Here is a 15,783-nt window from a genome sequence, read left to right as displayed (position 1 = left end):
TCAGGCGGACTCGACCCGTTCGACGAGTCCGTCGAAATCGTCGTCGAAACTCGCGACGCAGTCGACGCCGCGCGCGTCGCACACCGCCAGCGTCGCGGCGTCGGTGAAACTCAGGTCCTGGTCGTCGTACCGTTCGAACGCCGCGACGCTCTGGCGGAACAGACCGCCGTCGACGACCACCGTCTCGAACACCTCGGGAAACCGGCCGCGTCCGAGGATTCGGTCCCCGACATTCTTCGCCGCCTCGAACGACCCGGTGCGGCGTCTGGTGAGCGTGACCGTCTCGTCGTAGACGTAGTCGCTCGTGTACGGGTGGCCGTACTCGCCGTCGAGAATCGCGTCCACGAGTGCCCGGGCGTCCTCGTGGCGACTCGCCGACCGGTCGTGGTGCGCGAAGAAGACGCCCGTGTCGACGAAGACGCTCATCCGTACAGAATCTCGTCGATGTCGTCCTCGTCGGTGGACCGCCCCGAGTCGACCATTCCCTCGTGAACGCGCGTGCGCGCGTCCTCGTCGACGGGGACGGAAGACGCTCTGAACGACTCGATCAGGTCCTCCTTCGACGCGTAGGCGTCTTCGACCAGTCGCGCCAGGAGGTCCTGTTGCGTGACCCGCCGCCCCGTCTCCAGCCGAATCTCCGCCTGGAGGCGTTCGAGGTACGACTTCGTCTCCTCGTCCATCTTCACGGACGTCGCCATAGCTTCAGTAGCGCTTTCTACCAAAAATACGTTTCTACCGAACTAGCTTCGGTAGGTCGTCCGCTGGGGGAGGGGGTCCGGGGGGAATCACCCGGAGCGGTCTGCGGCCGAAAGCGGCCTCAGATCATCAACTGGATGTCGGCGTCGGCCATGTCCTGGATGGCCGTCGCCGCGCCGACGCCCGTCGTGACGCCCGAGAAGAAGTCGTCCTCGTCGTACCCCATCAGTTCGATGGTCATCTGACAGGCCTGGAACTCGACGCCGAGGTCCAGCGACGTCTGGATGAGTTCCTCGATGGACGCGGTGTCGTTGTCGCGGATGCGCTTCTTCATCATCTCCGTCGTCACGCGGTCCATGCCGGGGAGCGTGGCGAGGGCGTTCGGCATCGGCATGTTCGGGTTCCCGACCGAACTCAGCTTCAGGTTGCTCGAACGCTCCTCGTGGAGGATGTCCAGCCCCCAGAACGTGTGGAACACGGTCACCTCGTAGCCGAACGCGGCCGCGGTGCTGGCGAGGATGAGCGGCGGGTACGCCATGTCCAGCGTCCCCTTCGTGGCGATGATGGACATCTTCGGCGGCCCCTCGTCCTCCGTCGCCGACTCCACGTCGGCGAGTCGCTCCTCCAGTTCTGCGACGCGCGCCGCCAGTTCCGCGCGGGACTGGTCGCCGTCGTCGCTGGGCGTCGGTGTGCTGTCCGTGCTCATGTTCTACTCGGCCTTCTGCACGTAGTGCTTGTAGACGCCGTCACCCTCGCTCTGGTCGAGCAGTTCGACGCCGTCGGTGGTGTCCGCCCATCCCGCGATGTCGCTCATGCTGCCGGAGTCAGTCGCCACGACTTCCAGCACGTCGCCTGCGGCGAGTTCGTCGATGGACTGTTTGGTCTTGACGACCGGCATCGGGCAGTTTTCTCCTTTCACGTCGAGCGTCTCGGTAATCTCGAAGTCGTTCATGGTGTTGAACTCGTCGTACAATATCGGCGGGGTAAACAAAAGTGTGTCGGTAGTAGTTCCAAAAATGCACACTACTCTGTGCGAGTGTCGGACGGGACGAGTCTATTCTGACCTTCGTACGGCCTGATTCGACTCTCACGCTTTCTCGACGCCAGTTAGTATTGCAGAAAACACGACTTACCATGCAAAGCGTTATCCGGCTTCTCCGGGTAGGTGAGGGTAACGATGGACGGAACGCAATCTGCGGGCGTCGACTCGGCCGGGGCGATTTCGCCCGAGCGACTCCGAGAGCGAATCGCGAGCGGCGACGGTGCGTTCGTTCTCGACGTCCGTTCGAGGCGGGACGACGGGGAGGCGGTCGCGCTCGAATCCGCTCCGAACGACTGCGCCGCCGACGACGGGACGGCGAGATGACCCGGGAAGACCCCGACGCGCCCTCGAACGGCCCCGACCCGGCGTCGTCCGTCGGGGCGGGGCTCCTCGACGAGGACATGGGGCCGAGTTCCGCGCTCGCACACCTCTACCGCGGCGAGATTCATCGGATGAAGTTCTGGCGCGAGCGACTGGACCAGACCACGAACTGGGTCGTGCTACTCATCGCCGCCGTCCTCACGTGGGCGTTCTCCAGTGCGTCGAACCCGCACTACGTGTTGCTCGTCGGCGACGCCGCGGTGGTGATGTTCCTGTTCGTCGAGGCGCGCCGATACCGCGCGTACGACCTGTGGCGTTCGCGGGTGCGTGACCTCCAGCAGAACGTGTGGGCCGTCGGACTCGACCCGGAGATGGAGGTGGAGGAGACGGCGTGGCGCGAACGCCTCGCGCGGGACTACCGCACGCCCGTCCTGAAGATATCGACCGAAGAGGCCCTCGCGCACAGACTCCGGCGCGTCTACTTCGCGCTGTTCACCGTGCTCAACGGCGCGTGGCTGTTGCGCGTGACGGCCTTCGGCGAGACGCCGTGGCCGGAGAGCGCGGCGGTGGGGTCGGTGTCCGGTCTCGTCGTGACCGCGGCCGTCGTCGGACTCCACGTGGTCGCGGCGGTGGTCTGCTGCCGTCCCCGAACGTGGCACACCGAGGGCGAACTCCTCGACGAGGACCTTCGGGAGCGTTCGGACCGCTGACCGCCGCCACCGACGACCCCCCTCGAACCCGCTCCGACGAGCGAGTCGCGACCGCGCGAATCTGATTGCGAGAATAGCACAATATAGTGTCTTCTGGTGGGGGCGAAGCCGCGCTACCGAGCCGTACGACGGTTCGCTGACGGGTTGACGAAGCGTGAACTCGGCGGTATCGAATCGCGATAATGTGTCGAATTTAGGGCTCTGTAGTGCTCTGAGAGCAGAATGGCTTCAGAGTGGGTCCTCGCACTCGCTCGTGTGAGGGTGGGCCTCCAAGTTGTTCGGTATTGGATTGATTGCACAATACTTATTTTACAGGGGTCCATTGGGTATCTTGATGGCAGACGAATTCCCCGAACCGGAGGTCGCCGTCGAATCGATCGTGCCCGAAGAACTCAAGAGTCGTATCGACGCCGGCGAGGAGGTCACGCTCCTCGACGCGCGGATGGCGTCCGATTACGAGGAGTGGAAGATAGACGGGCCGAACGTCGAGTCGGTCAACGTCCCGTACTTCGAGTTCTTCGAGGACGAGATCGCCGACGACGTTCTCGAACAGATTCCCGACGACCGCGAAGTCACCGTGCTGTGCGCGAAGGGCGGCGCCAGCGAGTACGTCGCGAGCAAGCTGAGCCAACTCGACTACGACGTGAACCACCTCGAAGAGGGGATGAACGGGTGGGCGCGCATCTACGAGCGGAAGGAGGTCACCGGGTACGACGGACCCGGCACCGTCTACCAGTACCAGCGTCCCTCCTCGGGCTGTCTGGGCTACCTGCTCGTCTCGGACGACGAGGCCGCGATTGTCGACCCGCTCCGGGCGTTCACCGACCGCTACTTCGCGGACGCGGAGGAACTGGGCGTCGAACTGACGTACGCGTTCGACACGCACATCCACGCCGACCACATCAGCGGCCTGCGCGAACTCGACGCGGAGGGCGTGACCGGGGTCATCCCCGCGGAGTCCGTCCCGCGCGGCGTCACGTACGCGGACGAACTGGAGACGGCGGCGGACGGCGACGAGTTCGAGGTCGGCGACGCCGTCGTCGAGACGGTCTACACGCCGGGTCACACCAGCGGCATGACCTCGTACCTGCTCGGCGACAGCCTGCTCACCACGGGTGACGGGCTGTTCATCGAGAGTGTCGCCCGCCCGGACCTCGAAGAGGGCGACGACGGCGCGCCCGAGGCCGCGCGGATGCTGTACGACTCGCTACAGACGCGCGTGCTGACCCTGCCCGACGACACGCTCGTCGGCGGCGCGCACTTCAGCGACGCCGCTGTGCCCGCCGAGGACGGCACCTACACCGCGACGGTCGGTGCTCTCGTCGAGCGCATGGACGCGCTGTCGATGGACGAAGCGGAGTTCGTGGAGACGATTCTGGCGGACATGCCGCCGCGTCCGGCGAACTACGAGGCAATCATCGCGACCAACCTGGGACAGCAGGAAGCCGACGACGAGGAGGCGTTCACCCTCGAACTCGGCCCGAACAACTGCGCCGCCAGTCAGGAGTCGCTCGCCGGTGACTAACGACGCTCCATGGTACTAGACCCAGTCCCGCTCCAGTTGCTGTCGGAGTTCTTCCCCAACGGCATCAGCCGGTACGCCGTCGGCGGCCTGTTCGTCGGTCTCGGCGCCAGTATCATCTACCTGGGCACGGGTATCAGCGCCGGCGCGAGCACGTTCCTCGAGTCGACGCTCTCGTACGTCTCCGACCAGTCGCGGTTCAAGCAGTACGTCGCCTCGCGAGACTGGCGATTGGTGTTCACGTTCGGCATCATCATGGGGGCGGCCGTGTACGCCCTCCTCTATCAGGACGGTGCGTGGACCACGTCCGTTCAGCCGTGGCGGCTGTTCGTCGGCGGCGTCCTCGTCGGCGTCGGCACCCGCGTGGGGAAGGGCTGCACGTCCGGCCACGGGGTCTGTGGCGTCGGCTCCGCGTCGCGAACGTCGCTGGTGGGCGTCGTCACGTTCCTGCTCGTCGCCATCGGCGTGGCGCAACTGGTCGCGGCTCTGGGGGTGAGCCCCTGATGGCGGACAGACATCCCCTGTTCATGCCGCTGATACTGGTCGGCGGCCTGATATTCGGCTTCGGTCTGGGGTTCAGCCACATGGCCCGTCCGGAAGTCGTGCTGGACTTCCTCCAGTTCGAGGACCTGGGGCTCCCGTTCGTCATGTTCGGCGGCGCGGCCGTCACCGGACTGGCGTACTTCCTCGGCCCCAAACTGCTCGGTCGCCCGCCGATAACGGGGCGGAGCTTCGAGCGCCGCCTGAAGTCGTTCGACCGGAACGTCCTCGTCGGCGGCGCGATATTCGGTGCCGGCTGGGGGCTGTCGGGCATCTGTCCCGGCGCGGCCTACGCCAGCCTCGGCATCGGGAACGTCACCATCCTCTGGGCGCTCGCCGGCATGTTCGTCGGCGCGTACGTGCAGGGACTGTGGCGGAGTCGCAGCGACGCCGCGGACCCGGCCGCGACCAGCGCCGACTGACCGGCGCGCTTTCCCCCGACGAACCGTCGTCCGAACCGGCTTCCCTTTTCCCCTTCTCGTCCGTGCGCGCTCACGAATACGACTCGAATCCGAGAAAACGCGTGCGCCGGCAGCCTCGACGACGGCCGTCCGAGCGCTTCGAGCGTCCGACGGCCCGTCAGAGGTACGTCTGTGCGGCGATGGACGCCGAAATCAACAGACAGACGACGCCCAGAGCGCGGACGACCCACACCGAACGCTCGGAGACGGCGGCGTCGGCGCCGTAGTCGCCTCGCCGCCGACGGCTCGGGCCGCCGAACACCGACAGTTTGAGCGCGGCCCGCGGAGCGGCGAGGGCCGCGACGCCGAGCGCGGCACCGAGGACGACGGCGAGTAGTTCGCGGACGCCGGCCATCTACGAGCGGAGCCGCTGGATGCGCTTCTCCATCGGCGGGTGGGTGGACACGATACGCTGGAGGAGACCCCTGTCGGGGCTGGAGATGCAGAGCGCGCTCACCTGCTGGTCCACGCCGCCGTCGCCTCGCCCACGGCCGCGGCCGCGTCGGGAACTCCGGGCCGACTCGCGGGTCCGCTGGTTCCCCTCGTGGATCTTCTCGAGGGCGCGTGCGAGCGGGTCGCCGGACCCGATAGCGCGCTTGGCGTCGGCGTCGGCGACGTACTCGCGGTACCGCGAGATGGCGAGGACGAACAGCATCACGAAGAACTGCACGATGTTGCCGACGACGATGGCGAGGAAGAAGTCCGCGAGGTCGCTGTCGCCCGTGAGCAGTACGGCGTACTGGGCGACGATGGCGACGATGGAGGCGATTCCCTGCCCGAGTTGCATCGTCACGACGTCGCGGTTGGCGATGTGCGCGAGTTCGTGCGCGAGGACGCCCTCGAGTTCGTCGCGGTCGAGCAGTCCGAGGAGTTCCTCGGAGACGACGACGACGCCGGCACCCTTCCGGCCGACGGCGAACGCGTTCGGGACGCCCATGCGGGCTATCTTCAGGTCGGGTTTCTCGATACCCATCTCCCGGGAGTGTTCTTCGACCATCCGGTGGACCTGCGGGTACCGCTGTTCGGACAGGTCCTCGGCGCCGACGCTCCGGAGCGCTATCCACTTTCCGACCTTGTACTGGACGCCGACGAGGAGGACGCTGCCGACGATGGCGACGGGCAGGACGCCCTGACCGAACGTCACCATCGCGGCGGCGACTGCGACGAGATAGAACGCCGCGAGGATGGCACCGACGACGGCCATCCGTACTTTGAGTCCCAGATGTCTCATGCGGTCAGACGTTCTCCAATCGAGACACATGAGACTTGTGTCAGACTCGTTCACGTGTGACGACCGCACCCGACAGACGCCGGCACGCCGGTCGTCTCGGGAGCGAGGAGGCGATGGCCGCGGGAACGGCGAGTTCAGACGGAACGGGTTACGCGTCGTCGCTCCCGCCGTGGTCGAGCAACGGCGAGTCCGGATTCGCACAGCCCTCGCGTCCGCAGACGCCGGCGTCCGCGCCGGCGCGTTCGACGCCGCCGGACAGGCGTCCGATGTTCCACTCGACCGAGTGGCCCGTCTCCCGTTCGTGGTCGTCGAGGGCCGTCCGGGCGGCCCGAAGCGAGTCGAACGCGGCCGCGTACGCGCAGTCGGCGCAGCGAACTACGACGTCGGTTGTCATTCGAGTCGAGATTCGAGGCCGACGCGGGTAAGTGCATCTGTCGACGTCTCCGCCGCCCACCGCACGGGGGGCCGGAGTTCGTGCCGGCCGGACAGGGTCGGTCGAGTGCGTCGGTGAGTCGTCTCGGGGCACGCGCGGAATCCGCGTCCGGTCCGCCCGCGAGTCGGGGCCGCATCAATTATTATTTAGGCCTCCCTAAACGCGACCGATGACGGACGACGACTCACCGACCGAAGACCGTACCGTGATCCGTTCCGGACGCGACTTCGAAGAGGAGTTCCGACTCGACGCCCGCGAGGCGGGCGACTTCCTCGTGGCCCTCGGCGAACAGTTGCGCGACGGCGACGAGGTCACGATTTCGACTGACGAGTGGGAACTCCCCTTCGCGTTCGGCGAACCGGTAGAACTCGAAATCGACTACGAGGGCGTCGGGGAACCCGAACTCGAGATAGAATTAGAACTCCCGGGGCGAACCGACGAGGAGCCACCGCGCATCGAGTAACGCCGTTTGGCCGTCCGAGCGCTCGACGCAGGAGCGGTCGACGACGAGAAAAGTAGCCACAGTCGGTCCCGAACGCCGGGACCGCGCTTTCGTTCGCGTGTGACCGACCGTCGCGGTGGGTCAGTCGGCGGTCGACCGTTCGCTGGTGACCGCCTCGGCGCGGAGTTCGCGGATGCTGCTGAGGACGACTGCGCCACTCACCAGCAGTGCCGCGCCGAGGATGATGGCGAGGCTGACGACGTCGAACACTTCGATGCCGACGTAGTCGCCGACCTGCCGGACGGCGACGGCGAACGCGCCGAGCAGCAGCATCACGCCGAAGTAGACCTTGATGTCGTCCTCGTCGACGAGGCTCGTCGCGCCGGCGCCGAGTCTCGCACCGAGAGCGCTCCCGGCCAGTAGCGGCACGACGATGGACAGGTCCACCGCGCCGGACTGGGCGTACAGGAACGACCCGATACCGCCCGAGAACACGATCTCGAACAGGTCCGTCCCGACCGCGACGGGGACGGGGACGCCCACGAGGTAGAACAGCGCGGGCATGCGGATGAAGCCGCCACCCACGCCGAGGAAGCCCGAGAGCAGTCCCGTCGCGAACGCGACCAGGAGGACCATCCACAGCGAGACGGTGATGCCGCCCCGGAGGGAGATCATCGGGGGGACGTGGTACGACTGAATCTTCTTCGCGATGTCGGGGATGTCGTCGGCGTCGGCGTCGGCGTCCTCGGCGTCGTGCGAGATACCGCCGCCGCCGCCCTTGACCGCGTTGTACGTCACGAACACGCCGATAGAACCCAGCAGGCCCACGTAGGCGATGCTGACGATGCTACCCGCGAGTCCGATGTGTTGGAGGTACTCCAACCCTATCTTCCCGACTTCGATGCCGGCGGTCGTCCCGGCTATCATCAGCACACCGAGTTTGTAGTCCACCTGTCCGAGGTCCCGGTGTTTGAGCGTCGCGATGACGGAGGTACCGAACACGAACGCGAGGCCGGACCCGACGGCGACGTTCGGTGCGTACCCCATCACGAGTAACGCCGGCGTGACGAGGAACGAACCGCCCATCCCGAAGAACCCGAACAGGATTCCGATGAGCAGTCCGAATCCGGCGAACATCGTCAGCAACTCGACGCCGACTCCGAGTATCTCCATCGTTAGATACCCCTGATGAGGTCGGTCACGCGCTTCCCCAGCGCCGATTCGAGAATGCCGTACCCCACGTACAGCACGATCGCTTCTACCAGCACCAACCCGATGAGGGTCGCCGCCAGCATGTTCCCGCTCAGACCTTCGAGCCCTAACATCGGTCGACACCTTGAGGCAGTCTTGTGCGTATCATGGAATCCTCACATCACTCTGTATCCGGTCAGAGGCTATAATAGTTTTGCAATCATGGTACAATACTGTATCTCGGTAACTCACCCATAGTGATGTGTAAGTTACGAGTGGCTACGAGGGGTTCGAGCGCCCTCGCTCGACGAATCGTCGCTTCCGATGCGCGCGCGTCATCGAACACGACTCCGACGAATCGGAGAACTCGACTCGTCTCGCGAGTGACGAGTCTCGTATCGTGGAATATATTGTGATTTCTCCCCACGTAACGCGAGGAATCACGAAGGTGCACCGAACGGATGGGTCGAAACTGACGCGTCGGCGGGCGAGTGATTTCGCGGATAGTCGAGCGTGTGTGGTACGGGATTCGACACCGAGAGACCGAGCGCTCGCCGATGGGTGACGGGGGCCCGTACCGCGGCATCTCGACCCGTTCGTCGTTGGTTTACCTGCAGAATTGTAAATTCCCTACACAAACGTTATACCCGCCGCGGTCGTAGGAGCGAACATACGATGCCCGATTCAATGTCCAAGCAACTCGAGGCGGACATCGAATGTGAGGGGCTCCTCGAGTGCTTCTACGGTCTGAAGCAACTCGACAAGGAGTGTTACAGAGCCCTCGTCACAGCCGACGACCCCCTCACCGTGGACGGGGTGGCCGACGCGGTCGACCGCGAACGGTCCACCGCGTACCGGGCGGTCCAACGTCTCCTCGAGAGCGGCTTCATCGAGAAGGAGCAGGTGAACTACGACCAAGGCGGCTACTACCACGTCTACTCGCCGGCCGACTCGGACGAGATTGCCACCAACATGCAGCGCATGCTCAACGACTGGTACGCGGAGATGGGACAACTCATCGGCGAGTTCGAGCGGAAGTACGACCGCGAGTCGACCGACGACGCGCGGTCGGCGATGTCGCGGTAGCCACCGCATCGGTACGCCGGCGACGCACTCGAACGGCCGTCGAACTCCCTCTTCTCAAGCTCGCTGATACTTCGTGTAGCCGCCGCGGACGGCGTTGATGACCGCGCCGAGGAGGAGGACGACGCCGGTGAAGTAGAGCCAGGTGAGAAGCAGCATGATGCCGGTGACGATGTCGGTACCGCCGGCCGTCGAGTGAGCGACGTATATCTGGAACAGGCCCTGCAGGAGCGCCCAGCCCACCGCCGCGACGACGACGCCGGGGAGAATCTCCCGGGCGGAGACGTCCACGTCGGGGAAGACGTAGTATATCGGGAAGAACGCCACGACGAGTCCGAGGGCGAGCAGGAAGGGCAGGAGTGCGCCGAGGTAGGGAATCATCCCCTGAAACGCCCCGAACACGCTGGTCGCGGCTATCATGGCCGCGATGGAGAGCAGCAGGCTGACGAGGACGACGACGCCGTCTTTTATCTGGTCGACGATGGAGTTGTCGGCCTCCACCTCGTATATCTCGGAGAACGCCGTGTCGAGGCCGCGGAATATCTTCAGCGCACTCCATACGAGGACGGCGAACCCGACGACGGACGAGCCGGTGACCTTGTCGGCCTGCGTGGCGAACATCCGTTTGATGAAGTCGCCGATGGTCGGCGAGACGTTCTGCGTGATGGTCGAGAGAATCTGGTCCTGCCATCCCGTTCCGAAGAACGCGACGACGAGGACGAAGAACAACAGGATGGGAACGAGGGAGACGAAGGCGTTGTAGGCGATGCTCCCCGCGAGGAAGGTGACGTTCTTCTCGCGGAACGCTTCGCCCACGGCCTTGGCCGACGAGACGACTCCCGACGTGGTGCTCATGACGTGAACTTGCGCCCGAAGTACACAAAGAAGTCACGGCAGATGGACCGTCTTCCACCGAATTTCAGGTTTTCTTCCCGGTCAGTACGACGGAAAGAACGTCACGTCGGCGTCGGGGCGGTTGTCCCCGCCGACGACTCAGTTCACCGACACTGGAGCGTCAGGTTGTAGTCGAACGACGCCCCTCGGGCGTAGCTGGTAGCCACGATCTGATAGGTCCCCGACTGGGTGAGTTCGTACTCCCGAATCAGCGAATCGAGGTTGCCGCCGCTGTCGTCGTCCTCGGCGACGACTGTTCCGTCCGGGTCGACGAGGTAGAGATACGGGTCGGCGAACGCCTCGCTGGAGTGCGAGACGGTCACGACGTCGCCGCTCTCGCCGTCGAAGCAGTGGACGTCCTGGAAGTAGTTCGGTCCGCGGAAGCCGCTCTGGTCGCCGGGTTCGAGGGTCCCCGTGACGGTGGTGTTGCACGCGATGGTCTCGTTGCAGGGCGGCGCTCCGGTGGACTGACAACCCAGAATCAGCTCGTACGGGAACCGTTCGCCCGAGCCGAAACTCGTCGCGACGATGGTGTACTCGCCGTCCGCCCCGAGCCGTCGGTTGATGAGCGCGTCCGTGCCGATACCGCCGTCGTCGTCCTCGGCGATGATGCGTCCGTCCGGGTCGAGGAGGTAGAGGTAGGCGTCGCCCGACTCGAACCGCGGCGGTCCCATCAGAACCGAGACGAAGTCGCCGGCGGTACCCTCGAACGCGTAGAAGTCGCTGTAGAACCCGTCGCCGCGGAAGCCGGTCCGGTCTCCCCGCGCGAGTTCGCCGGCCACCTCCTGACCGCACTCGATGACCTCGGGGTCGCGTTCGGGCGGACAGTCGAGCGAGATGTCGTACTCGAACGTCGTCTCGGGGGCCCAACTCGTCGCGACGATGTAGTGGTCGCCGTCGGCGTCGAGCGTTGCCGTGACGAGCGAGTTCGTTCCCTCCCCGCTATCGTCGTCTTGAGCGACGATTTCGCCGTCCGGGGCGACGAGGTAGACGTACGTGTCGCCCTCGGCCGACGACATCGAGATGCGCACGTTCTGGCCCGCCGACCCCTCGAAGCCGATGACGTCGTGGTAGAAGTTCGGCCCGCGGAACCCCGTCTCGTCGCTGCTCTCCAGCGGTTTCGTCAGCGTGTCGCCGCAGCCGAGCCACTTCTCCGCAGAGAGGGCGAGGATGCAGTCGACGCCCAACTCGTACGAGAAGGTGTCTTCCGGGGCGTACGTCGTCGCGAGGACGGTGTACGTCTCGGAGGCGGACAGCCGAACGCGGCTGATGGCCGAGTTCAGCTCCCCGCCGCTGTCGTCGTCCTCGGCGAGGACGAAACCGTTCGAGTCGAGGAGATAGAGGTACGGGTCGTTCGTTCCCTCCTCGGGGTCCTCGGGCTGACTCGTCGAGAGCGTGAGCGAGACGAACGCGTCGTCCTCGACGGACAACTGATACGCGTCCTGATAGTGTCCGTCACCGCGGAACCCGCTCTCGTCGTCCTCGGTCAACTCTCCCGTTATCGTGTCGCCGCAGCCGACAGTTTCTCCCTCCGAGGCACCGTCGGCCGTCGGTGTCGCTGTCGAGTCGTCCTCGTTCGCGGCGACTCCCTGCGAGCCGGCGAAGATGCCGGCCGAGAGGAGCGCTCCTGTCTGTATCACGCTTCGTCGTTCGACGCCGTCGTCTGCGGTATTTTCGTTCGACATCTGCAACGGCAACTGCTCGTAACAGATATTAAACACTTTTTGCGACAGAATTGAACTGCGTATCCGGGCGAAATTCTAACTGAGATGACACTCCATCCTCGCGCCAAACCTCTCTCAGGACGGAGGACTTCGCTTCGTACTGCCGTCCCGACCCGGCTCACGGAGATTTATATCCGTCAGCCTGCAACGTGGCCTATGACAACGTACGACACCGTAGAGTCGCCCGACGAGACGACGGTGTTCTCGTATCACGACCTCGAACCGCCGACGCTCTCGGACGTGTACGCGGCACGTTCGGTCGTCAGCCGACACCTGCCGGAGACGCCCCTCGTCCGCAGCGAGTTCCTCTCGGCCGAACTCGACGCCGACGTCTACCTCAAGCGCGAGGATACGCTGCCGACGGGCGCGTTCAAGGTCCGCGGCGGCGTCAACCTCTGCGCCCGACTCGACGAGGAATTTCACGACCCCGGCCTCGTCGCGGCGAGTACGGGGAACCACGGCCAGTCCGTCGCCTACGCGGGCCGGGAGTTCGACATCCCCGTCGTCGTCGCCGTCCCGGGCGACCCGAACCCCGACAAGGTGGCGGCGATGGAGCGGTTCGGTGCGGAGGTACACCCGCACGGCCGCGATTACGACGACGCGCGCGAGTGGGCCGAAGCGCGGGCGCGAACGGAGGGCTACCGCTACGTCCACTCGGCGAACGAACCGGCACTCGTCGCGGGCGTCGCCACCGCCGGCCTCGAAGTCGTCGAACGAGTCCCCGAGGTGGACACCCTGTTCTGCCCCGTCGGCGGCGGCAGTAGCGCGTCGGGCTACTGTCTGACCGTCGGCGACATCGCGGACGCCGACGTCGTCGGCGTGCAGTCGGAGAACGCGAGTGCGATGTACCACGCGTGGGCCGAGGGGCACCTCCGCCCGCGCGAGGACGCGGACACCTACGCCGAGGGCCTCCAGTCGCGCGTCCCGTTCGCCCTCACGACCGAGATGCTGCGCGAGGGCCTCTCCGAGATGGTCCTCGTGAGCGACGACCGAATCGAGGACGCCGTCGAGACGATGCTCCGGGAGGAACACCTCCTCCTGGAGGGGGCGGCCTGTGCCGCCGTCGCGGCGGCACTCGAACGCGGCGACGAACTCGCCGGGCAGACGGTGGTACTGCAGGTTTCGGGGCGCAACCTCGCCGCGTCGAAACTGGAAGCGGCGGTCTGCGGGGAGGGCGGGGGGTCGGAATGACGGCCGCCGACTCGGGGCGGATTCGAGACGAGTTGCGCGAGATTCGGCGGGCGTTCCACCGCTACCCCGAACCGGCGTGGTGCGAGTTCGTCACGACCGCTCGCGTCGTCGACTCCGTCGAACGCATCGGCGTCGACGAGGTGCGGTACGGTCCAGACGTGACCGACCCGGACAGTCGACTGTCCGTGCCGGCGGAGGAACGACTGGACGAGTGGTTCCGGCGCGCCGAGGACCACGGCGTGCGCGCGGACGTCCTCGAACGGATGCGCGGCGGGCACACGGGCGCGGTGGCCGTCCTCGAACGCGGCGACGGTCCCGTCGTGGCCCTCCGCGTGGACGTCGATGCCCTCTCCGTCACCGAGTCCGACGACCCGTCGCACCGCCCCGCCGCAGAGGGGTTCCGCTCGACCAACGACGGCGTGATGCACGCCTGCGGCCACGACGGCCACGCGACCATCGGCCTCGGCGTCCTCGAAGCCGTCGCCGAGAGCGACTTCGCGGGGACGTTCAAAGTCCTCTTCCAACCCGCAGAGGAGGTGGCCGGCGGCGCGAAGGCCCTCGCGGCGGGCGGGCAGGTGGACGACGTGGACCACCTCCTCGCCGTCCACCTCGGCCTCGACAGGCCGACGGGAACCGTCGTCGCGGGCGTCGTCAAACCCCTCGCGATTCGCCGGTTCGTCGCGACGTTCTCCGGGACGCCCGCTCACGCCGCGAAGAACCCCGAGGCCGGCGACAACGCGATTCAGGCGGCGGTGTCGGCGGCGTCGGACCTGTACGCCGTCCCCCGCCACGGCGACGGCGCGACGCGGGTCAACGTCGGCCACGTCGACGGTGGCGCGCCCGCGCACACGAACGTCGTCGCCGACCGGGCCGCCTTCGAGGCGGAGGTCCGCGGCGAGGACACCGACCTGATGGAGTACATGTTCGAGGAGTGCGCGACGGTGATTCGGACCGCGGCCGAGCGTCACGGCTGTGACGTCGACATCGCCGTCACGGGCGAGGCGCCGCGGGCCGACAGCGACGCGGCGACGGCCGAACACGTCGAACGGGCCGCGCGGGCGCACCCCGGCGTGACGACGACGATTCCGTCGGCCGACTTCGGCGCGAGCGAGGACGCCACGTTCCTGATGCGCCGGGTGAACGAGAACGGCGGAAACGCGGCGTACGCCGTCGTCGGAACGGACCATCCCGGCGGCCACCACACGCCGACGTTCGACGTCGACGAACGGAGCCTCGAACTCGCGGTGGACGTCCTCGCCGACGCCGTCCTGCGACTGGGCGAGTCGCGGTGAGGGTCGGGCGGGCTACCAGTCCAGCGACCCGCCGCTCTGGTACTCCGTCACCTGCGTCTCGAAGAAGTTCTTCTCCTTGTTGAGGTCGACCGCCTCGCTCATCCACGGGAACGGGTTGTCCGTCCCGTAACTGGGGTCGAGGTCCAACTGCCCGAGTCGCCGGTCGGCGACGTGTTCCACGTACTCGGCGAACTGGCCGGGACTCATCCCCAGCACGTCGTCGGGGCACGCCTCGCGGGCGTACAACTGCTCTAACTCCACCGCCTCCTCAATCAGGTCACGCACCTCCGCGCCGAACGCGTCGGTCCAGACGCCGGGGTTCTCCGCGCGAATCTGGTTTATGAGGTCCACGCCGAACCCCACGTGCAGGGACTCGTCGCGCATGATGTACTCGAACTGCTGACCGATGCCGACCATCTTGTTCTGTCGCTTCAGCGCCAGCATCATGGCGAACCCGGCGTAGAAGAACACGCCCTCCATGACGACGTAGAAGCCGACCAGGTCCCGCAGGAGGTCACGCACGTCCTCGGTGTCTTCGACCGCGAAGTCGGCGTCGTCGAGGTTCCGCGTCAGGTCGACGACGAACTCGTCTTTCTCCTGAATCGCGGGGACGCGGTCGTACATGCCGTACATGTACTCGGGGTCGAACCCAAGCGAGTCACAGCAGTAGATGAACGTGTCCGTGTGGATGGCCTCCTCGTAGGCCTGTCGGAGCAGGTACTGGCGGCACTCGGGGGCGGTGACGTACTCGTAGAGGGCGAGGACGATGTTGTTCGCCGTCAGCGACTCCGCGGTGGAGAAGAAGCCGAGGTTCCACTCGACCAACCGTCGCTCCGAGTCGGTCAGGGCGTCGCCGTTCCACTGGGCGACGTCCTCCTGCATCGGTATCTCCTCGGGCACCCAGTTGTTGGCGACGCCGTCGCGGTAGTACTGGCGCGCCCAGTCGTAGTCGATGGGCAGTATCTTGTTCGGGTCGTGTTCCGCGTCGTGGTTCAGGATTGGCATGAGGT

21 protein-coding genes are annotated in these 15,783 nt (G+C 66.1%); 9 read left to right on the top strand and 12 right to left on the bottom strand.

The annotated features are described in order from the left end of the window. From BM310_RS17835 to BM310_RS17820, 4 genes are all read right to left on the bottom strand, one after another. Nucleotides 1–426 (bottom strand): type II toxin-antitoxin system VapC family toxin, encoded by a 426-nt coding sequence (locus tag BM310_RS17835; RefSeq protein WP_089810310.1) that lies wholly within the window; start codon nucleotides 424–426, stop codon nucleotides 1–3. Beyond that, complete coding sequence (locus BM310_RS17830) at nucleotides 423–698, bottom strand: hypothetical protein (protein ID WP_089810307.1); 276 nt, start codon at nucleotides 696–698, stop codon at nucleotides 423–425. Before BM310_RS17830 ends, BM310_RS17835 begins: the two co-directional genes overlap by 4 nt. A gap of 119 nt (nucleotides 699–817) precedes the next feature. Further along, nucleotides 818–1,402, bottom strand: coding sequence for a DsrE/DsrF/DrsH-like family protein (locus BM310_RS17825; protein WP_089810305.1), 585 nt, complete (start codon nucleotides 1,400–1,402; stop codon nucleotides 818–820). Nucleotides 1,403–1,405: 3 nt separating this feature from the next. After that, nucleotides 1,406–1,648 (bottom strand): sulfurtransferase TusA family protein, encoded by a 243-nt coding sequence (locus BM310_RS17820; RefSeq protein ID WP_089810444.1) that lies wholly within the window; start codon nucleotides 1,646–1,648, stop codon nucleotides 1,406–1,408. A gap of 225 nt (nucleotides 1,649–1,873) precedes the next feature. On the opposite strand from BM310_RS17820, the gene BM310_RS17815 reads away from it, so the two are divergent. From BM310_RS17815 to BM310_RS17795, 5 genes are all read left to right on the top strand, one after another. Then, nucleotides 1,874–2,062 carry a hypothetical protein gene (locus BM310_RS17815; RefSeq protein ID WP_089810303.1) on the top strand — a complete coding sequence of 63 codons (189 nt, stop codon included), beginning with the start codon at nucleotides 1,874–1,876 and terminating at the stop codon, nucleotides 2,060–2,062. Beyond that, the gene (locus BM310_RS17810; RefSeq protein WP_089810301.1) at nucleotides 2,059–2,769 is read left to right on the top strand and encodes a DUF2270 domain-containing protein; all 711 of its coding nucleotides are present in this window, start codon (nucleotides 2,059–2,061) and stop codon (nucleotides 2,767–2,769) included. Before BM310_RS17815 ends, BM310_RS17810 begins: the two co-directional genes overlap by 4 nt. A 331-nt stretch (nucleotides 2,770–3,100) precedes the next feature. After that, nucleotides 3,101–4,294, top strand: coding sequence for an MBL fold metallo-hydrolase (locus BM310_RS17805; RefSeq protein WP_089810299.1), 1,194 nt, complete (start codon nucleotides 3,101–3,103; stop codon nucleotides 4,292–4,294). 9 nt (nucleotides 4,295–4,303) lie between these two features. Next, the gene (locus BM310_RS17800; protein WP_089810297.1) at nucleotides 4,304–4,795 is read left to right on the top strand and encodes a YeeE/YedE family protein; all 492 of its coding nucleotides are present in this window, start codon (nucleotides 4,304–4,306) and stop codon (nucleotides 4,793–4,795) included. Then, the gene (locus BM310_RS17795) at nucleotides 4,795–5,253 is read left to right on the top strand and encodes a YeeE/YedE family protein (protein WP_089810295.1); all 459 of its coding nucleotides are present in this window, start codon (nucleotides 4,795–4,797) and stop codon (nucleotides 5,251–5,253) included. Before BM310_RS17800 ends, BM310_RS17795 begins: the two co-directional genes overlap by 1 nt. Nucleotides 5,254–5,410: 157 nt before the next feature. Here BM310_RS17795 and BM310_RS17790 read toward each other — a convergent pair whose 3' ends face one another. The 3 genes from BM310_RS17790 to BM310_RS17780 all read right to left on the bottom strand — a co-directional run bounded on the left by BM310_RS17790 (nucleotide 5,411) and on the right by BM310_RS17780 (nucleotide 6,917). Continuing rightward, nucleotides 5,411–5,647, bottom strand: coding sequence for a hypothetical protein (locus tag BM310_RS17790; RefSeq protein ID WP_089810293.1), 237 nt, complete (start codon nucleotides 5,645–5,647; stop codon nucleotides 5,411–5,413). Beyond that, nucleotides 5,648–6,496 (bottom strand): M48 family metallopeptidase, encoded by an 849-nt coding sequence (locus BM310_RS17785; RefSeq protein ID WP_089810291.1) that lies wholly within the window; start codon nucleotides 6,494–6,496, stop codon nucleotides 5,648–5,650. A 175-nt stretch (nucleotides 6,497–6,671) separates the two neighbouring features. Then, the gene (locus BM310_RS17780) at nucleotides 6,672–6,917 is read right to left on the bottom strand and encodes a DUF7542 family protein (RefSeq protein ID WP_089810289.1); all 246 of its coding nucleotides are present in this window, start codon (nucleotides 6,915–6,917) and stop codon (nucleotides 6,672–6,674) included. A gap of 208 nt (nucleotides 6,918–7,125) precedes the next feature. Here BM310_RS17780 and BM310_RS17775 point away from each other — a divergent pair, with 208 nt between their 5' ends. Further along, complete coding sequence (locus tag BM310_RS17775; protein WP_089810287.1) at nucleotides 7,126–7,419, top strand: amphi-Trp domain-containing protein; 294 nt, start codon at nucleotides 7,126–7,128, stop codon at nucleotides 7,417–7,419. Between the two features lie 120 nt (nucleotides 7,420–7,539). On the opposite strand, the gene BM310_RS17770 is transcribed toward BM310_RS17775, so the two are convergent. Continuing rightward, on the bottom strand, nucleotides 7,540–8,571 hold the full coding sequence (locus tag BM310_RS17770) for a sulfite exporter TauE/SafE family protein (protein ID WP_089810285.1): 1,032 nt from the start codon (nucleotides 8,569–8,571) through the stop codon (nucleotides 7,540–7,542). Between the two features lie 2 nt (nucleotides 8,572–8,573). Then, nucleotides 8,574–8,723 carry a DUF7512 family protein gene (locus BM310_RS21550; protein WP_177232692.1) on the bottom strand — a complete coding sequence of 50 codons (150 nt, stop codon included), beginning with the start codon at nucleotides 8,721–8,723 and terminating at the stop codon, nucleotides 8,574–8,576. A gap of 541 nt (nucleotides 8,724–9,264) precedes the next feature. Between BM310_RS21550 and BM310_RS17765 the strand changes: the two genes are divergently transcribed. Beyond that, complete coding sequence (locus BM310_RS17765) at nucleotides 9,265–9,675, top strand: helix-turn-helix domain-containing protein (RefSeq protein ID WP_089810283.1); 411 nt, start codon at nucleotides 9,265–9,267, stop codon at nucleotides 9,673–9,675. A gap of 54 nt (nucleotides 9,676–9,729) precedes the next feature. On the opposite strand, the gene BM310_RS17760 is transcribed toward BM310_RS17765, so the two are convergent. Both BM310_RS17760 and BM310_RS17755 read right to left on the bottom strand, forming a co-directional pair. Next, a complete protein-coding gene (locus BM310_RS17760; RefSeq protein WP_089810281.1) occupies nucleotides 9,730–10,527 on the bottom strand; it encodes a YihY/virulence factor BrkB family protein in 798 nt (265 codons plus the stop codon). Between the two features lie 143 nt (nucleotides 10,528–10,670). Beyond that, the gene (locus BM310_RS17755) at nucleotides 10,671–12,251 is read right to left on the bottom strand and encodes a PPC domain-containing protein (protein WP_089810279.1); all 1,581 of its coding nucleotides are present in this window, start codon (nucleotides 12,249–12,251) and stop codon (nucleotides 10,671–10,673) included. A gap of 195 nt (nucleotides 12,252–12,446) precedes the next feature. Between BM310_RS17755 and BM310_RS17750 the strand changes: the two genes are divergently transcribed. After that, entirely contained in the window at nucleotides 12,447–13,481 is a 1,035-nt protein-coding gene (locus tag BM310_RS17750) for a threonine ammonia-lyase (RefSeq protein ID WP_089810277.1), read from the top strand. After that, nucleotides 13,478–14,773: an amidohydrolase gene (locus tag BM310_RS17745; protein ID WP_089810276.1), complete on the top strand. Its 1,296-nt coding sequence runs from the start codon at nucleotides 13,478–13,480 to the stop codon at nucleotides 14,771–14,773. Before BM310_RS17750 ends, BM310_RS17745 begins: the two co-directional genes overlap by 4 nt. A 12-nt stretch (nucleotides 14,774–14,785) precedes the next feature. On the opposite strand, the gene BM310_RS17740 is transcribed toward BM310_RS17745, so the two are convergent. Then, nucleotides 14,786–15,778 (bottom strand): ribonucleotide-diphosphate reductase subunit beta, encoded by a 993-nt coding sequence (locus tag BM310_RS17740; RefSeq protein WP_089810274.1) that lies wholly within the window; start codon nucleotides 15,776–15,778, stop codon nucleotides 14,786–14,788. Nucleotides 15,779–15,783: the final 5 nt, after the last annotated feature.

It is taken from the genome of Halogeometricum rufum (assembly GCF_900112175.1).
In the GTDB taxonomy this organism is placed as follows: Archaea; Halobacteriota; Halobacteria; order Halobacteriales; family Haloferacaceae; genus Halogeometricum; species Halogeometricum rufum.
The sequence above is the reverse complement of the archived record's forward strand: the minus strand, read 5'-3'. Positions and strand labels throughout refer to the sequence as shown.

Excerpts from the sequence above, each read along its gene's own strand:
- BM310_RS17780 (WP_089810289.1), bottom strand. The coding sequence starts at position 6,917 with ATGACAACCGACGTCGTAGTTCGCTGCGCCGACTGCGCGTACGCGGCC.
- BM310_RS17830 (WP_089810307.1), bottom strand. The coding sequence starts at position 698 with ATGGCGACGTCCGTGAAGATGGACGAGGAGACGAAGTCGTACCTCGAA.
- BM310_RS17835 (WP_089810310.1), bottom strand. The coding sequence starts at position 426 with ATGAGCGTCTTCGTCGACACGGGCGTCTTCTTCGCGCACCACGACCGG.
- BM310_RS17810 (WP_089810301.1), top strand. The coding sequence starts at position 2,059 with ATGACCCGGGAAGACCCCGACGCGCCCTCGAACGGCCCCGACCCGGCG.
- BM310_RS17815 (WP_089810303.1), top strand. The coding sequence starts at position 1,874 with ATGGACGGAACGCAATCTGCGGGCGTCGACTCGGCCGGGGCGATTTCG.
- BM310_RS17755 (WP_089810279.1), bottom strand. The coding sequence starts at position 12,251 with ATGTCGAACGAAAATACCGCAGACGACGGCGTCGAACGACGAAGCGTG.
- BM310_RS17740 (WP_089810274.1), bottom strand. The coding sequence starts at position 15,778 with ATGCCAATCCTGAACCACGACGCGGAACACGACCCGAACAAGATACTG.
- BM310_RS17760 (WP_089810281.1), bottom strand. The coding sequence starts at position 10,527 with ATGAGCACCACGTCGGGAGTCGTCTCGTCGGCCAAGGCCGTGGGCGAA.
- BM310_RS17750 (WP_089810277.1), top strand. The coding sequence starts at position 12,447 with ATGACAACGTACGACACCGTAGAGTCGCCCGACGAGACGACGGTGTTC.
- BM310_RS21550 (WP_177232692.1), bottom strand. The coding sequence starts at position 8,723 with ATGTTAGGGCTCGAAGGTCTGAGCGGGAACATGCTGGCGGCGACCCTC.
- BM310_RS17765 (WP_089810283.1), top strand. The coding sequence starts at position 9,265 with ATGCCCGATTCAATGTCCAAGCAACTCGAGGCGGACATCGAATGTGAG.
- BM310_RS17800 (WP_089810297.1), top strand. The coding sequence starts at position 4,304 with ATGGTACTAGACCCAGTCCCGCTCCAGTTGCTGTCGGAGTTCTTCCCC.
- BM310_RS17820 (WP_089810444.1), bottom strand. The coding sequence starts at position 1,648 with ATGAACGACTTCGAGATTACCGAGACGCTCGACGTGAAAGGAGAAAAC.
- BM310_RS17795 (WP_089810295.1), top strand. The coding sequence starts at position 4,795 with ATGGCGGACAGACATCCCCTGTTCATGCCGCTGATACTGGTCGGCGGC.
- BM310_RS17825 (WP_089810305.1), bottom strand. The coding sequence starts at position 1,402 with ATGAGCACGGACAGCACACCGACGCCCAGCGACGACGGCGACCAGTCC.
- BM310_RS17785 (WP_089810291.1), bottom strand. The coding sequence starts at position 6,496 with ATGGCCGTCGTCGGTGCCATCCTCGCGGCGTTCTATCTCGTCGCAGTC.
- BM310_RS17745 (WP_089810276.1), top strand. The coding sequence starts at position 13,478 with ATGACGGCCGCCGACTCGGGGCGGATTCGAGACGAGTTGCGCGAGATT.
- BM310_RS17775 (WP_089810287.1), top strand. The coding sequence starts at position 7,126 with ATGACGGACGACGACTCACCGACCGAAGACCGTACCGTGATCCGTTCC.
- BM310_RS17770 (WP_089810285.1), bottom strand. The coding sequence starts at position 8,571 with ATGGAGATACTCGGAGTCGGCGTCGAGTTGCTGACGATGTTCGCCGGA.
- BM310_RS17790 (WP_089810293.1), bottom strand. The coding sequence starts at position 5,647 with ATGGCCGGCGTCCGCGAACTACTCGCCGTCGTCCTCGGTGCCGCGCTC.